15 protein-coding genes are annotated in these 17,260 nt (G+C 33.7%); 6 read left to right on the plus strand and 9 right to left on the minus strand.

The window, feature by feature from the left end; translation table 11 throughout:
- Positions 1-3 precede the first annotated feature (3 nt).
- Positions 4-2,241 (minus strand): ribonuclease R family protein, encoded by a 2,238-nt coding sequence (locus tag AC1B0Z_RS11470; RefSeq protein WP_483792172.1) that lies wholly within the window; start codon positions 2,239-2,241, stop codon positions 4-6.
- 138 nt (positions 2,242-2,379) lie between these two features.
- Positions 2,380-3,849: a T9SS type A sorting domain-containing protein gene (locus AC1B0Z_RS11475; protein ID WP_483792173.1), complete on the minus strand. Its 1,470-nt coding sequence runs from the start codon at positions 3,847-3,849 to the stop codon at positions 2,380-2,382.
- A 550-nt stretch (positions 3,850-4,399) separates the two neighbouring features.
- On the opposite strand from AC1B0Z_RS11475, the gene rpiB reads away from it, so the two are divergent.
- The 3 genes from rpiB to AC1B0Z_RS11490 are packed head-to-tail and all read left to right on the plus strand — an operon-like array spanning position 4,400 to position 6,211.
- Positions 4,400-4,834, plus strand: coding sequence for a ribose 5-phosphate isomerase B (rpiB, locus tag AC1B0Z_RS11480; protein ID WP_483792175.1), 435 nt, complete (start codon positions 4,400-4,402; stop codon positions 4,832-4,834).
- Between the two features lie 3 nt (positions 4,835-4,837).
- Entirely contained in the window at positions 4,838-5,758 is a 921-nt protein-coding gene (locus tag AC1B0Z_RS11485; protein WP_483792176.1) for a cation diffusion facilitator family transporter, read from the plus strand.
- 6 nt (positions 5,759-5,764) lie between these two features.
- A complete protein-coding gene (locus AC1B0Z_RS11490; protein WP_483792178.1) occupies positions 5,765-6,211 on the plus strand; it encodes a GNAT family N-acetyltransferase in 447 nt (148 codons plus the stop codon).
- 244 nt (positions 6,212-6,455) lie between these two features.
- Here the strand turns inward: AC1B0Z_RS11490 and AC1B0Z_RS11495 are convergent, their stop codons facing one another.
- The 5 genes from AC1B0Z_RS11495 to rnpA are packed head-to-tail and all read right to left on the minus strand — an operon-like array spanning position 6,456 to position 11,773.
- Entirely contained in the window at positions 6,456-7,952 is a 1,497-nt protein-coding gene (locus AC1B0Z_RS11495) for a T9SS type B sorting domain-containing protein (RefSeq protein ID WP_483792180.1), read from the minus strand.
- Between the two features lie 57 nt (positions 7,953-8,009).
- On the minus strand, positions 8,010-8,873 hold the full coding sequence (locus AC1B0Z_RS11500) for an OmpA family protein (RefSeq protein WP_483792182.1): 864 nt from the start codon (positions 8,871-8,873) through the stop codon (positions 8,010-8,012).
- A 45-nt stretch (positions 8,874-8,918) separates the two neighbouring features.
- Positions 8,919-10,553, minus strand: a complete 1,635-nt coding sequence (locus AC1B0Z_RS11505; RefSeq protein ID WP_483792184.1) for a S41 family peptidase — start codon at positions 10,551-10,553, stop codon at positions 8,919-8,921.
- A gap of 8 nt (positions 10,554-10,561) precedes the next feature.
- Entirely contained in the window at positions 10,562-11,383 is an 822-nt protein-coding gene (locus tag AC1B0Z_RS11510) for a DUF4349 domain-containing protein (RefSeq protein ID WP_483792186.1), read from the minus strand.
- A 12-nt stretch (positions 11,384-11,395) separates the two neighbouring features.
- A complete protein-coding gene (gene rnpA / locus AC1B0Z_RS11515; RefSeq protein ID WP_483792187.1) occupies positions 11,396-11,773 on the minus strand; it encodes a ribonuclease P protein component in 378 nt (125 codons plus the stop codon).
- 306 nt (positions 11,774-12,079) lie between these two features.
- On the opposite strand from rnpA, the gene AC1B0Z_RS11520 reads away from it, so the two are divergent.
- The 3 genes from AC1B0Z_RS11520 to AC1B0Z_RS11530 are packed head-to-tail and all read left to right on the plus strand — an operon-like array spanning position 12,080 to position 15,131.
- Positions 12,080-12,727, plus strand: a complete 648-nt coding sequence (locus tag AC1B0Z_RS11520; protein WP_483792188.1) for a hypothetical protein — start codon at positions 12,080-12,082, stop codon at positions 12,725-12,727.
- On the plus strand, positions 12,724-13,929 hold the full coding sequence (locus AC1B0Z_RS11525; RefSeq protein WP_483792189.1) for a CBS domain-containing protein: 1,206 nt from the start codon (positions 12,724-12,726) through the stop codon (positions 13,927-13,929). The genes AC1B0Z_RS11520 and AC1B0Z_RS11525 overlap by 4 nt, the downstream gene beginning before the upstream one ends.
- A gap of 2 nt (positions 13,930-13,931) precedes the next feature.
- Entirely contained in the window at positions 13,932-15,131 is a 1,200-nt protein-coding gene (locus AC1B0Z_RS11530; protein ID WP_483792190.1) for a succinylglutamate desuccinylase/aspartoacylase family protein, read from the plus strand.
- A gap of 2 nt (positions 15,132-15,133) precedes the next feature.
- Here the strand turns inward: AC1B0Z_RS11530 and AC1B0Z_RS11535 are convergent, their stop codons facing one another.
- Together AC1B0Z_RS11535 and AC1B0Z_RS11540 are read right to left on the minus strand one after the other, a co-directional pair.
- Positions 15,134-15,382 (minus strand): hypothetical protein, encoded by a 249-nt coding sequence (locus AC1B0Z_RS11535; protein WP_483792191.1) that lies wholly within the window; start codon positions 15,380-15,382, stop codon positions 15,134-15,136.
- Positions 15,363-17,204, minus strand: a complete 1,842-nt coding sequence (locus tag AC1B0Z_RS11540) for a M1 family metallopeptidase (RefSeq protein ID WP_483792193.1) — start codon at positions 17,202-17,204, stop codon at positions 15,363-15,365. Before AC1B0Z_RS11540 ends, AC1B0Z_RS11535 begins: the two co-directional genes overlap by 20 nt.
- Positions 17,205-17,260 lie beyond the last annotated feature (56 nt).

Consider the following 17,260-nt stretch of genomic DNA (forward strand, 5'->3'; position numbering starts at 1 on the left):
AAGTTATTCCACCTTCCCAATCAAATTAAAATCTAAATGCTTCTTTACTAAATCGGTATTCTTCACTTTTACAACAACTTCGTCTCCTAACTGATACGTCATTCCAGAACTCCTACCAACCATAGCATATAAATCTTGATCAAAAGCATAATGGTCGTCTTTCATGTCGCGAACACTTACCATACCTTCACATTTATTTTGAATGATTTCAACATAAATACCCCAATCTGTCACTCCTGAAATTACACCTTTAAATTCTTCATCTTTATGATCTTCCATAAAGCGAATTTGCATGTATTTTATAGAATCCCGTTCTGCTTTAGTGGCTAACATTTCCATGTTACTGGAGTGTTGGCATTTTTCTTCATAATCTTCTTCATTTGCAGATTTTCCACCATCTAAATACCGCTGTAATAAACGATGTGCCATCACATCTGGATAACGACGAATGGGTGACGTAAAATGACTGTAATAATCAAACGCTAAGCCGTAATGTCCAATATTATGTGTGGTATACTCTGCTTTACTCATGCTTCGTATCGCCAATGTATCTACTAAATTTTGCTCTTTTTTACCAACAACCTCTTGTAATAAATTGTTTAAAGATGCAGTTGTAGATTTTCTATCTTTAAAATTAAGTTTATATCCAAAGCGACTCACTACATTTTGTAATGACGCTAGCTTACTTTCATCTGGTTCGTCATGTACGCGATAGACGAAGGTTTTCTTCGGACTTTGTTTTCCTATAAATTCTGAAACCTTTCTGTTTGCTAACAACATGAATTCTTCAATCAATTTATTCGCATCTTTACTGGTTTTAAAATACACACCTTCGGGATTATTATCTTTATCTAAATTGAATTTTACCTCCACTTTATCAAAAGAAATAGCACCAGAACTCATACGTTTTTTTCGCATGATTTTAGCTAACCTGTCTAGAGTTAAAATTGCTTTTGCTAATTCTGGCGAGGTATTATAAGGTTCACCAGTTAATGAAACTTCTTTTGGTATCTGTGTTTTTATTGAAGAGATTCCTGCCTTCCCAGGAATGACAAAATCAAGGTTTTGTTCAATGATAGACTGCGCCTCTTCGTAAGCATAACGGGCATCACTATACGTAACTGTTCTGCCTAACCATTCGTTTTTTATTTCGGCTTTATCATTTATTTGAAACACTGCAGAAAAGGTGTATTTCTCTTCTTGCGGACGTAACGAACAGGCGTTATTTGATAATACTTCTGGTAACATAGGTACCACACGATCTACTAAGTAAATAGACGTTGCACGCTCGTAAGCTTCATCATCTAAAACAGTACCTTCTTGTAAATAATGCGATACATCAGCAATGTGTATTCCTATTTCATACAAGCCATTATCTAAGACTTCAAAAGATAAAGCATCATCGAAATCCTTCGCATCTTTAGGATCTATGGTAAAGGTTAAATCTTTACGCATATCTCTACGTTTCGCTATTTCAGCTTCTGTAATCGATGTGTCTAATTGATTTGCAAATGCCTCAACATCATGAGGAAATTCGTGAGGTAAACCATATTCAGCTAAAATGGCATGAATCTCTGTATTGTGTTCTCCTGGTTTACCTAAAATTTGTTTGACTTTACCATAGGGTGAGTCTGCATTTTCTGGCCAATCTTCAAGGGTTACTAAAACTTTATCACCATCTTCAGCTTTCAATGTTTTATTGATAGGCACAAAAATGTCTTTATACATCTTAGAGCTATCTGGCACTACAAACGCATAATTACTATTCTTCTGAATTTGAATGACACCTACGTATTCAGATTTTACTCGTTTTATAATATTGGTAATTTCGCCTTCAACTTTTCCTCTTTTTCTACGCTTAAACGCATAAAATTCTACTTCGTCACCATTTAAGGCTTTATTGATATTGTTTGATGCTATAAATACATCTTCTTCAAAATCATCTGAAATAATATAACCAGATCCTTTTGCAGACATATCTAAAACACCAATATGGTATTCGGCATTAACTATAGCTTTAAACTTACCGCGATCTACTTCTTGTATCTCTTGTTTTACAGCAAGTTTAGCTAAAGTCTTTATAATTTGGTTACGACTACTGGCATCATTTACGCCAAGTTTTGCAGCTATTTGTTTGTAGTTAAAGGCTTGATTTCTGTCTTTTTTTAATATACTTAAGATCGTATTTGTGAGGTTGGAAATCCCTTTTTTTCTGGATTTCCCTTTTCTTTTTTTACTCATTTAATTTTGTAATCATATTCATTTCCTAAAAGTGTTAGGAATTCATTCTAAATAAACTCAATAGAGGGTGAAGTGAAGCTATTAAGTTTTTACAAAGCTACGGTTTTATTATTAAATGAATATTTAGAAATCTTTAAACTACTCTATAATTACTTTTTTAGCTGATTTACCCACATTGGTTTCAACCTCGATAAAATACATACCACTTGATAATTTACTTACATTTATCTTTGATGTTTTCGAAGAATACAAATATTGACTTTGCAGATTATAAATATTAATCTGTTTTAATTCTAAACCTTGATTTAATTTAATATTTAAAACCTCTTTTACAGGATTTGAGTAATATTTAAAGTAATCTTTTAGAAAACTTTGTGTTGATAAAACAGCACTTAAATCATATACACGAACATGACCTGAGTTTTCTCCATTTCCATTATTTCTAGATGCACCTATAGCTAATATTCTACCGTCTGATGATAAGCTCACAGAATCTCCTGAAGAATCTCTTACAAACTCACCATTGATACCATCTCCAATTTGAATCCAACTATTGGATTGATTTTGATAGACCTTTACCTGTCCTGAATCCTCTCCATTTACATCATTACCTGATGCTCCTATAGCTAGAATAAAACCATCCGATGAAAGACTAACTGAGTTTCCAAAAACATCTCCCTTACTATCTCCATTGATATCATCTCCAATCTGTATCCAATTATTTTTTACATTTTTGTAAATGCGCACTTGTCCAGAAACAATTCCATTATCACCATTACGCATCTCTCCAATTGCTATAATAGAACCATCCGATGATAAACTTAATGAACCACCAGAAGCGTCTCCTTCATCTTCTCCTATAATACTTTGACCAACCTGAACCCAATTATTAAATTCATTTTTATAAATACGAACACTGCCTGAAGCAAAGCCATTATCAGAATTATTACTTACACCAACTGCTACAATAGAACCATCTAATGATACACTCACTGAGCTACCTAAACCTTCATGGAGATTTTCCCCATCAATATCCTTTCCAATCTGAACCCATGTATCTATATCATATTTATAAACCCTTACATGACCTGAACCTATATCTCCTCCATTATTTAAAGGAGCGCCAATTGCTAATATATTGCCATTTGATGATAAACTAATTGCATAACCAGAAAGATCACCAGAAGATTCACCATCAATATCAGATCCTATTTGAATCCAATTATCTCCTTCAAGTTTATAAACTCTAACATGACCTGAACGCATACCATTTCCATTATTCCATTGAGCTCCGATGGCAACTATAGATCCGTCGAATGATATACTAACAGAATTTCCAGATCCATCAAAACTACTTTCTCCATCAATATCTTTTCCAATTTGAATCCAATTATTAGATTCATACTTGAATATTCTAACATGTCCTGAAGCAAAACCGTTTATATTATTATTACTCCTTGCTCCAACAGCAAGCACTCTTCCATTACCGGATAAACAAATAGATTCTCCTGAAAAATCATTGGTACCCTCACCATTTATATCAGAACCTACTTGTTCTTGACTTATTAAAAAGCTATGAAAAAAAAGTAATAAGAAAAATGACTTCATACACTGTAAAAAAGAAACAAAGATAAAACTTGCTATTCTTGATTACATAAAAAAAATTGAATATTACTTTTCATGTTATCCACATTCTATATCATATTAATATTTTCTTTTTAAAATTTAAAAAAATAAATGATGGTTATTATAGTGTGTTAATATCTGGTATAACTTTTTTTGAGTTTATTTTGAATTGTATCTTATTGAATGTTATTGATAAGAAATTAACAGATTTTAAAAGTGTAACTCATTATATTTTAATAGTATTATAAATACTATCAACAATTGTTTACAACCTAAACTAACACCTAATTTTTAATAAGTATTTTAATTAATAACACTTAAAAGTATATGTTGAGGTGCTGATAACTTAACTAAAAATTTACATTAACTTATTTGCATGTAAACTAAAGGTTATGGATTGAAAATTTAAAGTGATTTTCCTAATTATTTTTATAAAAATCCCTCAAGAGATATTAACAAGTCATTAAAAGTTTAGTTAACAGGATTTGCTTTTAGTAACTTTGTAACGTAAAACTACATATTAAATGTAAACATGACAATATCTATAGGAAACGATCACGCAGGTACAGATTATAAGTTCGCTATAAAAGAATATTTAGAGAACAAAGGACATACCGTTAATAATTACGGTACCGATGTTCATGATAGTGTAGACTATCCAGATTTTGTACATCCAGTTGCAAAAACAATTGTAGATAAATCGGCTGATTTTGGTATTTTAATATGTGGAAGTGCTAATGGTGTTGCCATGACTGCGAATAAATATAAAGAAGTGCGAGCTGGATTATGTTGGACTAAAGAAATTGTAGAGCTTACGCGCCAGCATAATAATGCTAATATTATTTGTATACCGGCACGTTTTACTGCTATTCCACAAGCTATACAAATGGTAGAAACGTTTTTAAATACCGAATTTGAAGGTGGAAGACATCAAAAACGTATAGATAAAATTCCATTATCTTGTTGATAGATGTCACATTCTCATGATCATAATCACTCTCGTCATCACCATGGCGACTTAAAAGGTCGTAATCTTTTTATATCAATTTTACTTAACATTGTTATTACCGTAGCTCAAGTTATCGGTGGTATTCTATCAGGAAGTTTATCTTTATTAAGTGATGCCCTGCATAATTTTAGTGATGTACTATCACTTATTATAAGTTATGTTGCTAACCGACTTGCAAAGCGAAAAGCGTCAAACCAAAAAACATTTGGATATAAACGTGCTGAAATTTTGGCTGCTTTTGTTAATGCCGCAACTTTAATGGTGGTGGCAGTGTTATTGATTATTGAAGCTGTAGAACGTTTTCAAAATCCGCAAAAAATTGAATCTAACCTAGTAATTTGGTTATCAGTTGTTGCTATTTTAGGTAATGGCTTTAGTGTTTTATTACTGAAGAAAGACTCTGAAGCCAATATGAATATGAAAAGTGCCTATATCCATTTACTTACTGATATGATGGCAAGTGTAGCGGTACTTATTGGTGGTTTTTTGATGAAATATTATCAGCTGTATTGGGTAGATAGTGTGTTAACTTTTGCTATTGCTTTATATTTGGTTTGGATGGGCTGGGATTTATTAAAAAACTCCACCAAAGTATTAATGTTATTTACTCCGGATAGTATTCCAATACAACGTATTGTTGATGAAATAAATAGTTTTGAATCTGTAAAAAATACCCATCATGTGCATGTATGGCAATTAAATGAAGATGAAATTCATTTAGAAGCACATATAGATTTTCATGAGGATATCACGTTATCAAAATTTGATAAAATTTTAAAAAATATAGAAGAACTGGTATTTGATAAATATGATATTAACCATGTAAATATTCAACCAGAATTTGGTAAAGATGATGCCAAGGAGGTGATTGTACAGGATTAAAAAAGTATGAGTTTAGATATTAAGATAAAAACGTTTGATGAGTTAAGCTCTAACGAACTTTATGATTTACTGCAATTACGAAGTGAAGTTTTTGTGGTGGAGCAGAATTGCGTGTATCAAGATATTGATGGAAAGGACCAAAACGCAATTCATGTTTTAGGTTTTAAAAATGATATTTTGGTGGCGTATACTCGTATTTTTAAACCTGGTGATTATTTTAATGAGGCAAGTATAGGTAGAGTAGTAGTTAAGAAAAGTGAGCGCGCTTTTAACTATGGTTATGCTATTATGGAGGTTTCAATTAAAGCTGTTGAAGACTATTTAAACGAAGCCAAAATAAAAATATCTGCACAATGTTATTTAAAAGGGTTTTATACAAAAATGGGGTTTCTTGCTATAGGTGATGTGTACCAAGAGGATGGCATTCCACATGTTACCATGATAAAAGAATAATTAACGTGAGTTCGACGTAAACTGCAATTTAAACAGCTAAATATCTGTAAAATAAGATTTATTATGTCATTCCGAACGCTACTGAAATCAAAATATATTTTGATTGAAAGTATATTGTGTAGCAATCGAGGAGGAATCTCATCGCTTTTGAGATTTCTCGTCGCTCGTTCCTCGCTCTGTCGAAATGACAACTTGTTCTTTTTCAGTATATTAATAAGGAAACCTTATATCGAACTCACGTCAATTAACGTTTAAGGGCAAAATATCCTCTTAACACATTTCTGTTATCTAGAACAACTTCATACCAGTAAGTATCATTAGGTAAAACCTTATTATTATAAGTTCCATTCCAGCCCTCAGCGTTGTTTGGTAAGAACTTTATAAGTTTTCCATAACGGTCGTAAATAGATACATTGTTTACGCTACGATTTAAATCAACAACCTTCCAAACATCATTAATACCATCATTGTTAGGTGTAAAGTATTTAGGAATAAAAATATCGCCTTGGGTTATAAATACATTAAAATTTGATTGTTTTTCATAACACTCATTTTCACTATAAATATATATGGTTTGTGATGTATCAATGGTAGTTCCTGCACTAAGTTGTATTCCATTTCCAAAAGGCTCAGTATAATAATTACCAAGAAATATTTCAGGAAGTGTATATGAAGACGCATAAACATCATCTAAAACATCAATTCCAAGAAGGTCGTTAAGAATTTCGGTGCATTCATCTCTTGTAGAAACAAAACGAGACTGCATATCAATATTGGTCCAATTCGTATCGCTATAAACAGGGTCATCCACAAAAATACAAACCAATTCACCATTTAACGTGGCATCAAATAGTTGCAAATTTGTATTATTTGTGTTTTTCACATTTAGTTGGCAAAGCTTATTATTACTACAATCTAGGGTATTTATCGCTGTATTGGAAGAAATATCAAGTGCTCCTAATAAATTAGTTTGGCAGTATAGTTCTTGGAGATTACTATTAACTCTTAGATCCAATTCAGTTAACTGATTTTCGCCACAACTTAAAACTGTTAATTTTCTATTGTTGCCAAGATTTAAAGATTCCAGATTATTGGATAGGCAATATAGTAGTATCAGATCTGTATTATTAGTTAAATCAATACTTTCAAGATTGTTATATTCAAAATTAAAATCTTGTAATAATGGATTTTGAGACACATCAAGCGTATTTAAATCATTATTTCCACAGTGAAAAATAGTCAATTCAGGATTAGTGGTTACGTCCAAACTAGAAAGCTGATTACCGATACATAGTAAAGTTTTTAAAGATGGATTGTTAGAGATATCAAGCTCAGTCAATAAATTGTTACTACAGATTAAGGATATTACTTTAGGATTATTTGAAATGTCTATACTTGGAATTTTATTAAAATTACACCAAAGGATGATCAATTCTGGATTTAATGAAACATCTAAACTTTCTATGGCATTAAAACCACAGAATAGCTGTGTAAGATTGGTGTTTTTAGAAACATCCAATTGTGTCAGGTTGTTTTCTGAACATTCCAAGACTTCTAACGCCGCAAAATCTTCTATTCCAGCGAGGTCGTTAATATTTAATAACGAAACGTTCAAAGCGGCTACGTTGTTGATATTTGCTGTTGGAACAAAGTCGTTTAAAGGAGGAGTATCATAACCCAAATCAATTAAAGCTTGTTCAAAATTATCATCGGGTACAAACGTATTTTGGGAAAGGCTCACTTCTGATAAGAATAATAAAGCGAGGCATATGAAGCGAAACCTGTATAACATTATAGTTTATTTCGTGTTATCCCCTACATAGGTGATTACAATTTCAACACGTCTATCAAATTTTGGGTCGCCCCCTAAAGGAAACTTTCTGCGCATACCTATGTAACGCATTCGTTTTTTATCCACGCCTTTTTTTGCAAAATAGTCGTAAACATATTTTGCCCTAGAAACCGAGAGGTTTCTTTTTTTAGTTCTTTTATCAACTGCATCGCGGGTATATTTTGTACAGCACACGTGTCCTTGAATAGTAAAATAGATATCATCTCGCTCCACTAAAGCTTTGGCTATTTCCTCTAATGTTTTTTTAGATTCAGATAACACAGTACTGTAACCTGTTTTAAATAAGATATTTTTGAAAAGAATTTTATCCCCAACTTTTATATCTCCTTTTATTTGTTCTGGTACACTTAGGTTTTCAACAATTTCCTTCGAGGTAGGTTCTACTTTTTTTTCAGGTTCTGGTTTCTTCTCAGTAACAATAATTTCTACCTTTCTGTTAAGTCCGCGTATTTTTAAAACATCTTTTTCGTTAACGATTTTAAGTAATATTTCTCCCTTTCCGTCTACGTTTCTTATTAATGACTCACTAATGTCATTGTTAGCAAAAATGGATTTTATAGCATCTGCACGCTGTTGGGATAGTAGCATATTATAAGAATCGGCGCCTACATCATCACAAAACCCGTAAATTGCAATCGATTCTATTTCAATATCGTGAAGCCCAGATATAAACAACAGCAACCTGTTTTCTTCGGTTGTTGGCACAACAAATTCATCAGTATTAAAATACACGTCGTGTGTATATTGCGTTTGACAAAACGCACTACTCATTTGAAGGCATAACAATATGATTATTAGTAGTCTATGCATTCTTGGGGAAGCGATTAATTGATAAAGATAGTATTTTTGTGAAATTTACCTTAAATAATCCATATATGTCATGGTATTACCGAGGATTTGCGTACTTTTTTGAATATCCGCATCATTGTCCTTATAATATTCATATAAACCTTCACGATATGCGTATCGTTTCACAATTTCCTCTGTAAGCGATTTTAAGATAAAATCTTTATGTTCGTCAATCGCCTTAGTTTTTGATGCTCTTAGTCCAGAAATAAGCGCGTCGTAGTCTACCTTTATATCGTCATTTAAATTTTCTTTAACTGAGGTTTCGTAGGCTTTGTAAAGTGCTTTTTCTGTATCTGTAGTAAACGAAAAATTATTCTTATCTAAGAAGGTTTTAAAGTCTTTGAAATCCGCATCACTAAGTTTGAAATCATCTATGGATAGGGATGGATTTTTATAATAATACGCCGTAGCATAATCAAAGATTAAATCACTATTAATAATGGCATTTGTAATTGTGGTGTTTTTTACTTTATTGATGGTTACATCTGGAAAGACACCACCTCCGTCGAACACCTTACGTCCGTTTTTAGTTTTAAACTCATTATAGTTTTCTTGTTTAACGCGTACCGCTTCACCATTCTCATTTCTGTTCCAGTAATCTAAGGACTGAATACATCTGCCAGAAGGCGTGTAATATCTAGAAATAGTAATTTTTACTTGCGTACCATAGGTTAAACGTTTAGGACGCTGCACCAAGCCTTTGCCAAAACTACGCGCCCCCACAATAACGGCGCGGTCCAAATCTTGTAAAGTACCCGAAACAATTTCACTCGCCGAAGCACTGGAGCCATCAATTAAAACCACTAAAGGGATTTCTGTATCTAAAGGCTCTCTGGAGGTAAAATACTGTTTGTTGTACTTCTTCACTTTAGATTTTGTGGTAACCACAAGCTGCCCTTTTGGTACAAATAGGTTTACAATATTTACCGCTTCATTAAGAAGGCCTCCTGGATTTCCTCTTAAGTCTAAAATCATGCGTTCAGCACCTTGGGCTTTTAAATCTCTAATGGCGTAACTGGTTTCCGCTGATGCTTTTCGGTTGAATTTACGCAACACTACATACCCGGTTTTTTCATCCACCAAGGAGTAATGCGGTACAGCTTTTATTTCAACTTCAGCACGTTCTATAGTGGCGTTCTTAGTTTCGTTATTACGTTTAAAGGTTACATTTACTGTGCTTCCTGAGGCGCCTTTTAGTAAATTACCAGAATCGTCCTTATAGTCGGCAACCAAGATATCTCCTACTTTAATAATTTCGTCTCCAGCCTTCAAGCCCGCTTTGTCCGCAGGATAATCTTTATAAGGCTCAACAATTACCAATTTATCTTTTAAGGTTTTTACACGCGCTCCAATACCTGTATAATCGCCAGTATTATTAATTCTAGCCGCTTCTACATCTTGTTCGTTCATAAAACGTGTGTACGGATCTAAATCGTCCAGCATGCTTTTTATAGCGGTATCCATCAAATCTGCAGGATTGGTTTCATCAACATAATTCATATTGACCTCCTTATACAGTGTTGTGAAAATTTCTATTTGTTTCGCGATTTCAAAAAAATCATTTTTAAATGCTGTTGCGCTTAAAAACACAACGGACAATAACGCTGGTATTACTATTTTCTTTTGAAGTAATTTTTTCATGAGGACTATTATTTTTTACTTTTTTTAAGGTAGCGTCTTAACAGAAATATACCAATAATTACGATTAGTATTAGTGGCCAAATATAAAGCAGGTCCAAAAAGAATACCGAAATACCATCAAACCCGCCTTTAATGGCATTCCACATTTTTGTACCATAACTTGTTGCTACAGGAGCGCCAGAGGTTAATTTATAAAATTCTATCTCAATAGTGCTTAAGGATACTTTATTTTGAAGATATTTTAAGCGACCTTGTTTAGCTTCAATTTCCTCTCGAATATTAGAAAGCTCTCGTTCTATCTCCAGTATCTCTTTTACGTTTTTAGCTTTTTCCAATAGATTTAAATACCGTTTTTCTAAGGTTTGTTTCGCCTTTAATCTGGCTTCCAGGTCTATAAATTCTTCGGTAACATCCTTTGCGGAAATGCGCTTACTATCAAAATAAGATACATTTTTACTAATGGAATCTATAGCGGTTTGAAAGCTTAAGGTCGGTATTCTAATGGTTAGCCTCCTGGTTAAGGTGTTGTACGATTTACTAGAATTATCGTCTTGTACAAAGCCCTTGTTTGTTTTTACGGCTTTTATAATTTGACTATAGCTTTTCTCTAAATCGTCGGTTTCAAACTTTAAAAAAGAGGTTTTTATAATTTTTTGTTCTACTTCTTCCTGTGTAGCAGGAGCGCCATAAGTTTTAAAAACCTTAGAATTCAAGACCTCACCTTCATAATCAACATCAGCAGATTCGGCATAATCAAATGTTTTATCATTATTGGGCGATGCGCACATCAAAGGCAACATGATAATTAATATATAAGAAAACAACTTCATCGTGATTTTAGTTTAAGATTCGGAAACTTTGCTTAAAAACTTTTCAAACAGATGTTTCATACTGGTTTCAACCCGGGCGTAAGAGGGCTTCTCTTTGCCAATGTACAAAATCATAAACGCGTATTGTGTTGTTAAATTGTTAAAAACAACTGCTTTATTAAGCCTGTAAGCTTCTCTTAACAAACGTTTTATACGATTTCTATCCACCGCGGTTTTAAAATTCCGTTTAGACACCGACACCCCTGTTTTTATTAACACATCATCATCAAAAGTAGTGCCTAGATAAACGAGACGCAATGGAAATGCAGATACCGATTGCCCTTCAGTAAACAATTGATCAATCAGCTTTTTGCTTTTGAGTTTTTCTTTTTTCGGGTATGTAAATTTCAAATGCCTTGTATTAAAGTGCTAAAGGTAATGAAATGCTGGGATTGGTTTTGGGGTGTTTTTAAGGGTTTCGTTAACGAGATTTCGGATATGCGCCGTTGTAATACTTCGACAAGCTCAGCACAAGGGGCTTATATCCGTCGTTAACGAAGGTAGACGATTTTTTTTACAAAGTCAAGTTGTATTATGTAGAGTATGTCAAATATATATGGCTTTAAAAGCTGATTTTCGCTATGACAAATATCATAGAATAAAAACTTGTATTACAGTAATTTAACATACGAAAACCACCTAAAACTATTTGAGGTCATGGGGAATATGGATGTTAAAAAGCTAAAGAAGAAAAAAGATAGGGCAAACTATGTGCACCACTTATTAAATGATATTAGGGCGCTGGATATCATGTTAGAGAGAGGTATGATTGAAACAGAGCCTATTCGCATTGGTGCAGAACAAGAGTTTTGTTTAGTAAAACCCAACTTTTCACCAAGCAATAATGCTTTAGAAATACTTGAGGATATAAATGACGACCATTTTACAACCGAGATAGGAAATTATAATCTTGAAGCCAATTTAGACCCTATTGTACTTAAAGGCGATTGTTTTTCTAAGTTACATAAACAGCTAAAAAAATTGCTTAAAAAAGCCGGGGATGCAGCAGAAAAAAAGAACACCAAAATTGTACTTACAGGTATTTTGCCGTCTATTGGGCTAGATAATATTGGTGAAAGCCAAATGACGCCATTAAAACGCTACACGGTTTTAAACGAAGCTATTAAGGACTCTAGAAAAGAAGATTTTAATATTCATATACAAGGTGTAGATGAGCTTAATTTATTGTTTGACTCTGTAATGCTGGAGGGCTGTAATACCAGTTTCCAGATGCATTTACAGGTAAACCCAAGCGTGTTTATTGACACTTATAATTGGGCTCAGGCCATTGCGGGCCTATTTTGAGCGCTTGTACTAATTCTCCTTTATTATTTGGTAAAGAACTGTGGAGTGAGACTAGAATTGCACTTTTTACACAAAGTATTGATACTAGAACAAATTCGTTTTTGCTTAACGAAAACCAATCTCGTGTTAGTTTTGGAAAAAACTGGTATAATGGTTCGGTTACCGATATTTTTAAAGACAACATCTCCAGATTCCGTAGTTTTTTAACGTCAGATTACATAAAAGATAGTGTAGATATTATTGAGAATGGTGAAATCCCAAAATTGTTAGCGTTACAATTGCACAACGGTACCGTTTACCCTTGGAATAGAGTGTGTTATGGCGTTGGCAATAATGTACCACATTTAAGAATTGAAAATAGATATATCCCATCAGGGCCAACTATGGTAGACGAGATAGCAAACATGGTTTTTTGGGTAGGTGTTATGATGGGTAAACCAAAAAAATTTAGTGAAATTCATAAAAAATGGGATTTTAAAGATGTTAAAACAAACTTTTTTAATGCAGCAAGATATGGTATGGCTGCACAGATTTACTGGGACGGAAAGTATGTGTCTTGTCTGGATTTAATTTTAGACGAGTTATTACCAATGGCCTATAAAGGTTTGTACAAATTTGGCGTGTCTCCAAAGGATGCAGAATACTATTTATCGATAATTAAAAATAGAGTATACAATTTGAATGGTTCTGAGTGGATGATCCGTAGTTACCGACATTTACTCAAGGGTCACAAGCGGTTTGAAGCAATGCAAATTTTAACCTCTAAAATATTTGAAAAACAAGAGCGCGATTATCCTGTTTCTACGTGGCGTATTTTACAAGAAACAACAGAATTGCCAGACAGGGAAAATAAGACAGTAAAGCATATTATGCGCACAGATATTTTCTCAGTTTACGAAAGAGATAGTATTGAATTGGTACTAAATATCATGCAATGGAAGAATATTCATCATATGCCCGTAATTAATCATAATAAAGAATTACTAGGCGTTTTATCATGGAGAGATGTTAAGGATTTTGAACACCTTAAAGATAATGATATTCATGCAGTTGGTAGTATTATGACTAAGGATGTGATAACTATTGATGATCAAACTAAAATTGAAAAGGCTAAGGCACTGATGGAAAAGCATAACATTCATTTACTACCAATAACGAAGGAAAATAAATTGATTGGATTAATCACCTCTAATGATTTGTAGGCATGAATACAATTCAAGAAAAAATAACACACATGGATGTGGGTTCTCATGTACTTTATAAGGTTGAAAAAGGCACAGAATTACCTACAATAGTCTTTTTTTCGGGCATACATGGTAATGAAAAAGCTGGGGTAAAAGCACTGCAAAAGGTATATGAAACTTTAGAACCATTTGCCATCAATGGAAACCTTTATTGTGTCTTGGGAAACCTAAAAGCATTAGATGAAAATCAGCGGTTTTTAGATCAAGATTTGAATAGAATGTGGACAAAGGAAAAAATCACTAATATTCTATCAAAAAAAAGTGAAAACGTAGAAGAGTTCCAGTTAAAAGAATTATTTTTTTTATTACAACTTATTCTTGAAAGAAATAAAGGGCCGCTTTACTTTATCGATTTACACACTACATCAAGCAAAACATTGCCTTTTATTACAATTAATGATGCCTTGATTAACCGCGAGTTCTCAAAGTTATTTCCTGTACCCATTGTTTTAGGAATTGAAGAATATTTGGAAGGCGCTTTATTGAGCTACATTAACACACTAGGCTACGTTTCTATTGGTTTTGAGTCTGGACAGCATAATGATTTGAGATCGGTTGAAAACAATATAGCCTTTATTTACCTAGCAATGGTTTACGCGGGAATATTGGATGAAGACAAAGTTAATGTGAAAACGCATTTAAAAACATTAAAATTAGCTTCAGAAAACGCTGACCATTTTTATGAAATTATACATTTACAAAAAATATCGGACGAAGATAATTTTAAAATGTATGATGGCTTTAAAAGTTTTCAGCCTGTTGCCAAAGGCGCTCCAGTAGCCAGTTATAATGGCACGGATTTATATTCCGATTATAACGGATACATGTTTATGCCCCTTTATCAAAATAAAGGAAATGAAGGCTTTTTTATCATTAAACCCATTTTACCATTTTTTCTAAAGTTATCAAGATTGTTACGTCGCCTCAATGCTGATGCCTTATTGGTTTTTTTACCAGGAATTTCTTGGCAGGACAAAAAAATGGGGGTTTTAAAAGCTAATTTAAAGGTGGCCCAGTTTTTAGCAAAACCTATATTTCACATATTTGGATTTAGGAGCAGAACCATTACAAAAAACGAAGTGCTTTTGTATAATCGAGAGCGCGTTGCCAAGGTAGAGTTATACAAGAGCACTTGGTGGTTTAAAAGAAAAACGTCTTGATATTAGTTATCAGTCCTAGAATCTAGTTCCTTCTTAATGTTTTTGAAATTTAGATAATTTATAAGCACCATTGGAATGAAAAAAACAGGCATCAACACAGTAGCATTAAAACCACCTTCGCGCCAATTGAAATAACTTATTACAAACATAAGCCCAACAATGGAGGCTAATATGTAGAAAGCTATTTTAAAGGTTTTGTATTTTTTCTTTAAATCTTCAGTACTTACCGCCTTAAGGTCTTCTTTCTTCATCTTTTGTCCAGGTATTATCAGTTTTGTTTACATCAGCCATATAACCGCTAGGGTCAATCTGCACAGATTTTACAGGTTTTGAGGCTTCAAATGTGTATGTTGGATACGCCCAAGCCCAATCTTTTATTATGGTTGCTGAGGTTGGTTTTTCACCACGCATCATTTGTAAAGGAATATAGAAACTTTCGGTAGAACCATCAGTGTAGGTAACCGCTAAATCTATCGGCATTGGCATTAAGCCTTTACGCTCTAAGGTGACACTTTTATTTGCAACAGATTTTACAGCATAATCAATAGTGTTTGTAGTTTGCGCAAAATCCATTAAATACCAGTCTAACTCCAAGCCCGAAACTTTTTCTGCAACACGGATAAAATTCATAGGCGTTGGATGTTTAAATGCCCAATCTTTAAAATATTGCTTAATGGTTTTTTTAAGATTGCCATCGCCTATAACATACCCCAATTGCGCCATAAAAACCTCACCTTTACTGTAAGCTGAAATTCCATAGGACTGATTGTATTGATATCTGTCTGCATGAGTTGTTAGGGGCTGCTCCTTTCCTGAAGTTGCTAAATAAAGATAGTCGTTGTAAGAATTTGCAGAGGGATTTGGGTTATTTCTATCAAAGATATCATTCATGGCCCAATGACTAATGTAACTAGTAAAGCCCTCATCCATCCACTCGTGTTTTGCTTCGTTAGTGGCTAACAAAAATTGAAACCACGTGTGTGCTAACTCATGTGCCGTTACACCAACCAAACTCCCAAAACTACGATTTCCAGTAATTAAGGTACACATGGCATATTCCATACCGCCATCACCACCTTGGATTACAGAATATTGTTTATAAGGATATGTCCCAATATGCTCACTAAAGTACTGCATTAAGTCCACAGTTTTTGGTTGCAATTTCTTCCAATTTTCAAGCTTGTCCTTGTCTAAAGTATTTTTGTAATAAAAGTTTAGCAAAGGGCCATTAGGTACTTGTGCGGTGTCGTGAATATAATCGGGGTCTGCAGCCCATGTAAAGTCGTGTACGTTTGGGGCTTTGTAATGTAGCGTCTTTTTAGAACCATTTACATTTTCGCTTTGCAAATAGCCCGTACCACCAACCACGTAGTTTTTGTCAATGGTTAATTTCACATCAAAATTTCCCCAAACACCATGAAATTCTCGACCAATATACGGGTCAGCGTGCCAGCCTTCAAAATCATACTCAGCAAGTTTAGGAAACCATTGCGTCATGGACAGGGCAACGCCCTCTTTATTGTTTCTGCCCGAACGACGAATCTGCAGAGGCACTTGTGCATTAAAATCCATATTAAAGGTAGCGCTTTCTCCAGGCTGAATAGGTTTTGCCAAAGCTACTTCCAATACAGTACCAACGGTTTCGTAGTTGATTGGTATTCCGTCTTGTTTCAAAGAACTCACTTTAATATAACCAATTTCATCAGGTTGTAACTTACTGATTCTGTCACCAACTCTCGAATCGGGGTCCGCTATTGTTCTGGAGCGTAAATCCATTTCGCTTCCCGGTTGAAATGCGTTGAAATATAAATGATAAAACACTTTATCAAGCGCATCAGGAGAGTTATTGGTGTATACCAACTCCTGTTTTCCTTTATATTGGTAGGTATTCACATCCATATCAATTTCCATTTTGTAATCCACATGCTGTTGCCAATATGCTGATGCTGATGTTGATGACGGTATTGGAGGCTTAGGTGCTTTAGGAGCGGTTGGAGCATTAACTACATCTTTTGTTCCTGAACATGATGCAATTACTAAAAAAACAAGAGTATATAACGGAATTCTTTTCATAGATAGACCAATTAGAAAAGGTTGCTCAAAAATAGTTTTTAAGGAACCTTAAAGAA

Source organism: Hyunsoonleella sp. J2K-J805, assembly GCF_057167125.1.

What these genes read in the sequence shown, in the direction of transcription:
- AC1B0Z_RS11475 (WP_483792173.1), bottom strand. Translation starts at nt 3,849, where the DNA reads ATGAAGTCATTTTTCTTATTACTTTTTTTTCATAGCTTTTTAATAAGT.
- AC1B0Z_RS11535 (WP_483792191.1), bottom strand. Translation starts at nt 15,382, where the DNA reads ATGAAGAAAGAAGACCTTAAGGCGGTAAGTACTGAAGATTTAAAGAAA.
- AC1B0Z_RS11540 (WP_483792193.1), bottom strand. Translation starts at nt 17,204, where the DNA reads ATGAAAAGAATTCCGTTATATACTCTTGTTTTTTTAGTAATTGCATCA.
- AC1B0Z_RS11485 (WP_483792176.1), top strand. Translation starts at nt 4,838, where the DNA reads ATGTCACATTCTCATGATCATAATCACTCTCGTCATCACCATGGCGAC.
- AC1B0Z_RS11530 (WP_483792190.1), top strand. Translation starts at nt 13,932, where the DNA reads ATGAATACAATTCAAGAAAAAATAACACACATGGATGTGGGTTCTCAT.
- AC1B0Z_RS11500 (WP_483792182.1), bottom strand. Translation starts at nt 8,873, where the DNA reads ATGCATAGACTACTAATAATCATATTGTTATGCCTTCAAATGAGTAGT.
- AC1B0Z_RS11520 (WP_483792188.1), top strand. Translation starts at nt 12,080, where the DNA reads ATGGGGAATATGGATGTTAAAAAGCTAAAGAAGAAAAAAGATAGGGCA.
- AC1B0Z_RS11510 (WP_483792186.1), bottom strand. Translation starts at nt 11,383, where the DNA reads ATGAAGTTGTTTTCTTATATATTAATTATCATGTTGCCTTTGATGTGC.
- AC1B0Z_RS11490 (WP_483792178.1), top strand. Translation starts at nt 5,765, where the DNA reads ATGAGTTTAGATATTAAGATAAAAACGTTTGATGAGTTAAGCTCTAAC.
- AC1B0Z_RS11470 (WP_483792172.1), bottom strand. Translation starts at nt 2,241, where the DNA reads ATGAGTAAAAAAAGAAAAGGGAAATCCAGAAAAAAAGGGATTTCCAAC.
- AC1B0Z_RS11505 (WP_483792184.1), bottom strand. Translation starts at nt 10,553, where the DNA reads ATGAAAAAATTACTTCAAAAGAAAATAGTAATACCAGCGTTATTGTCC.
- rpiB (WP_483792175.1), top strand. Translation starts at nt 4,400, where the DNA reads ATGACAATATCTATAGGAAACGATCACGCAGGTACAGATTATAAGTTC.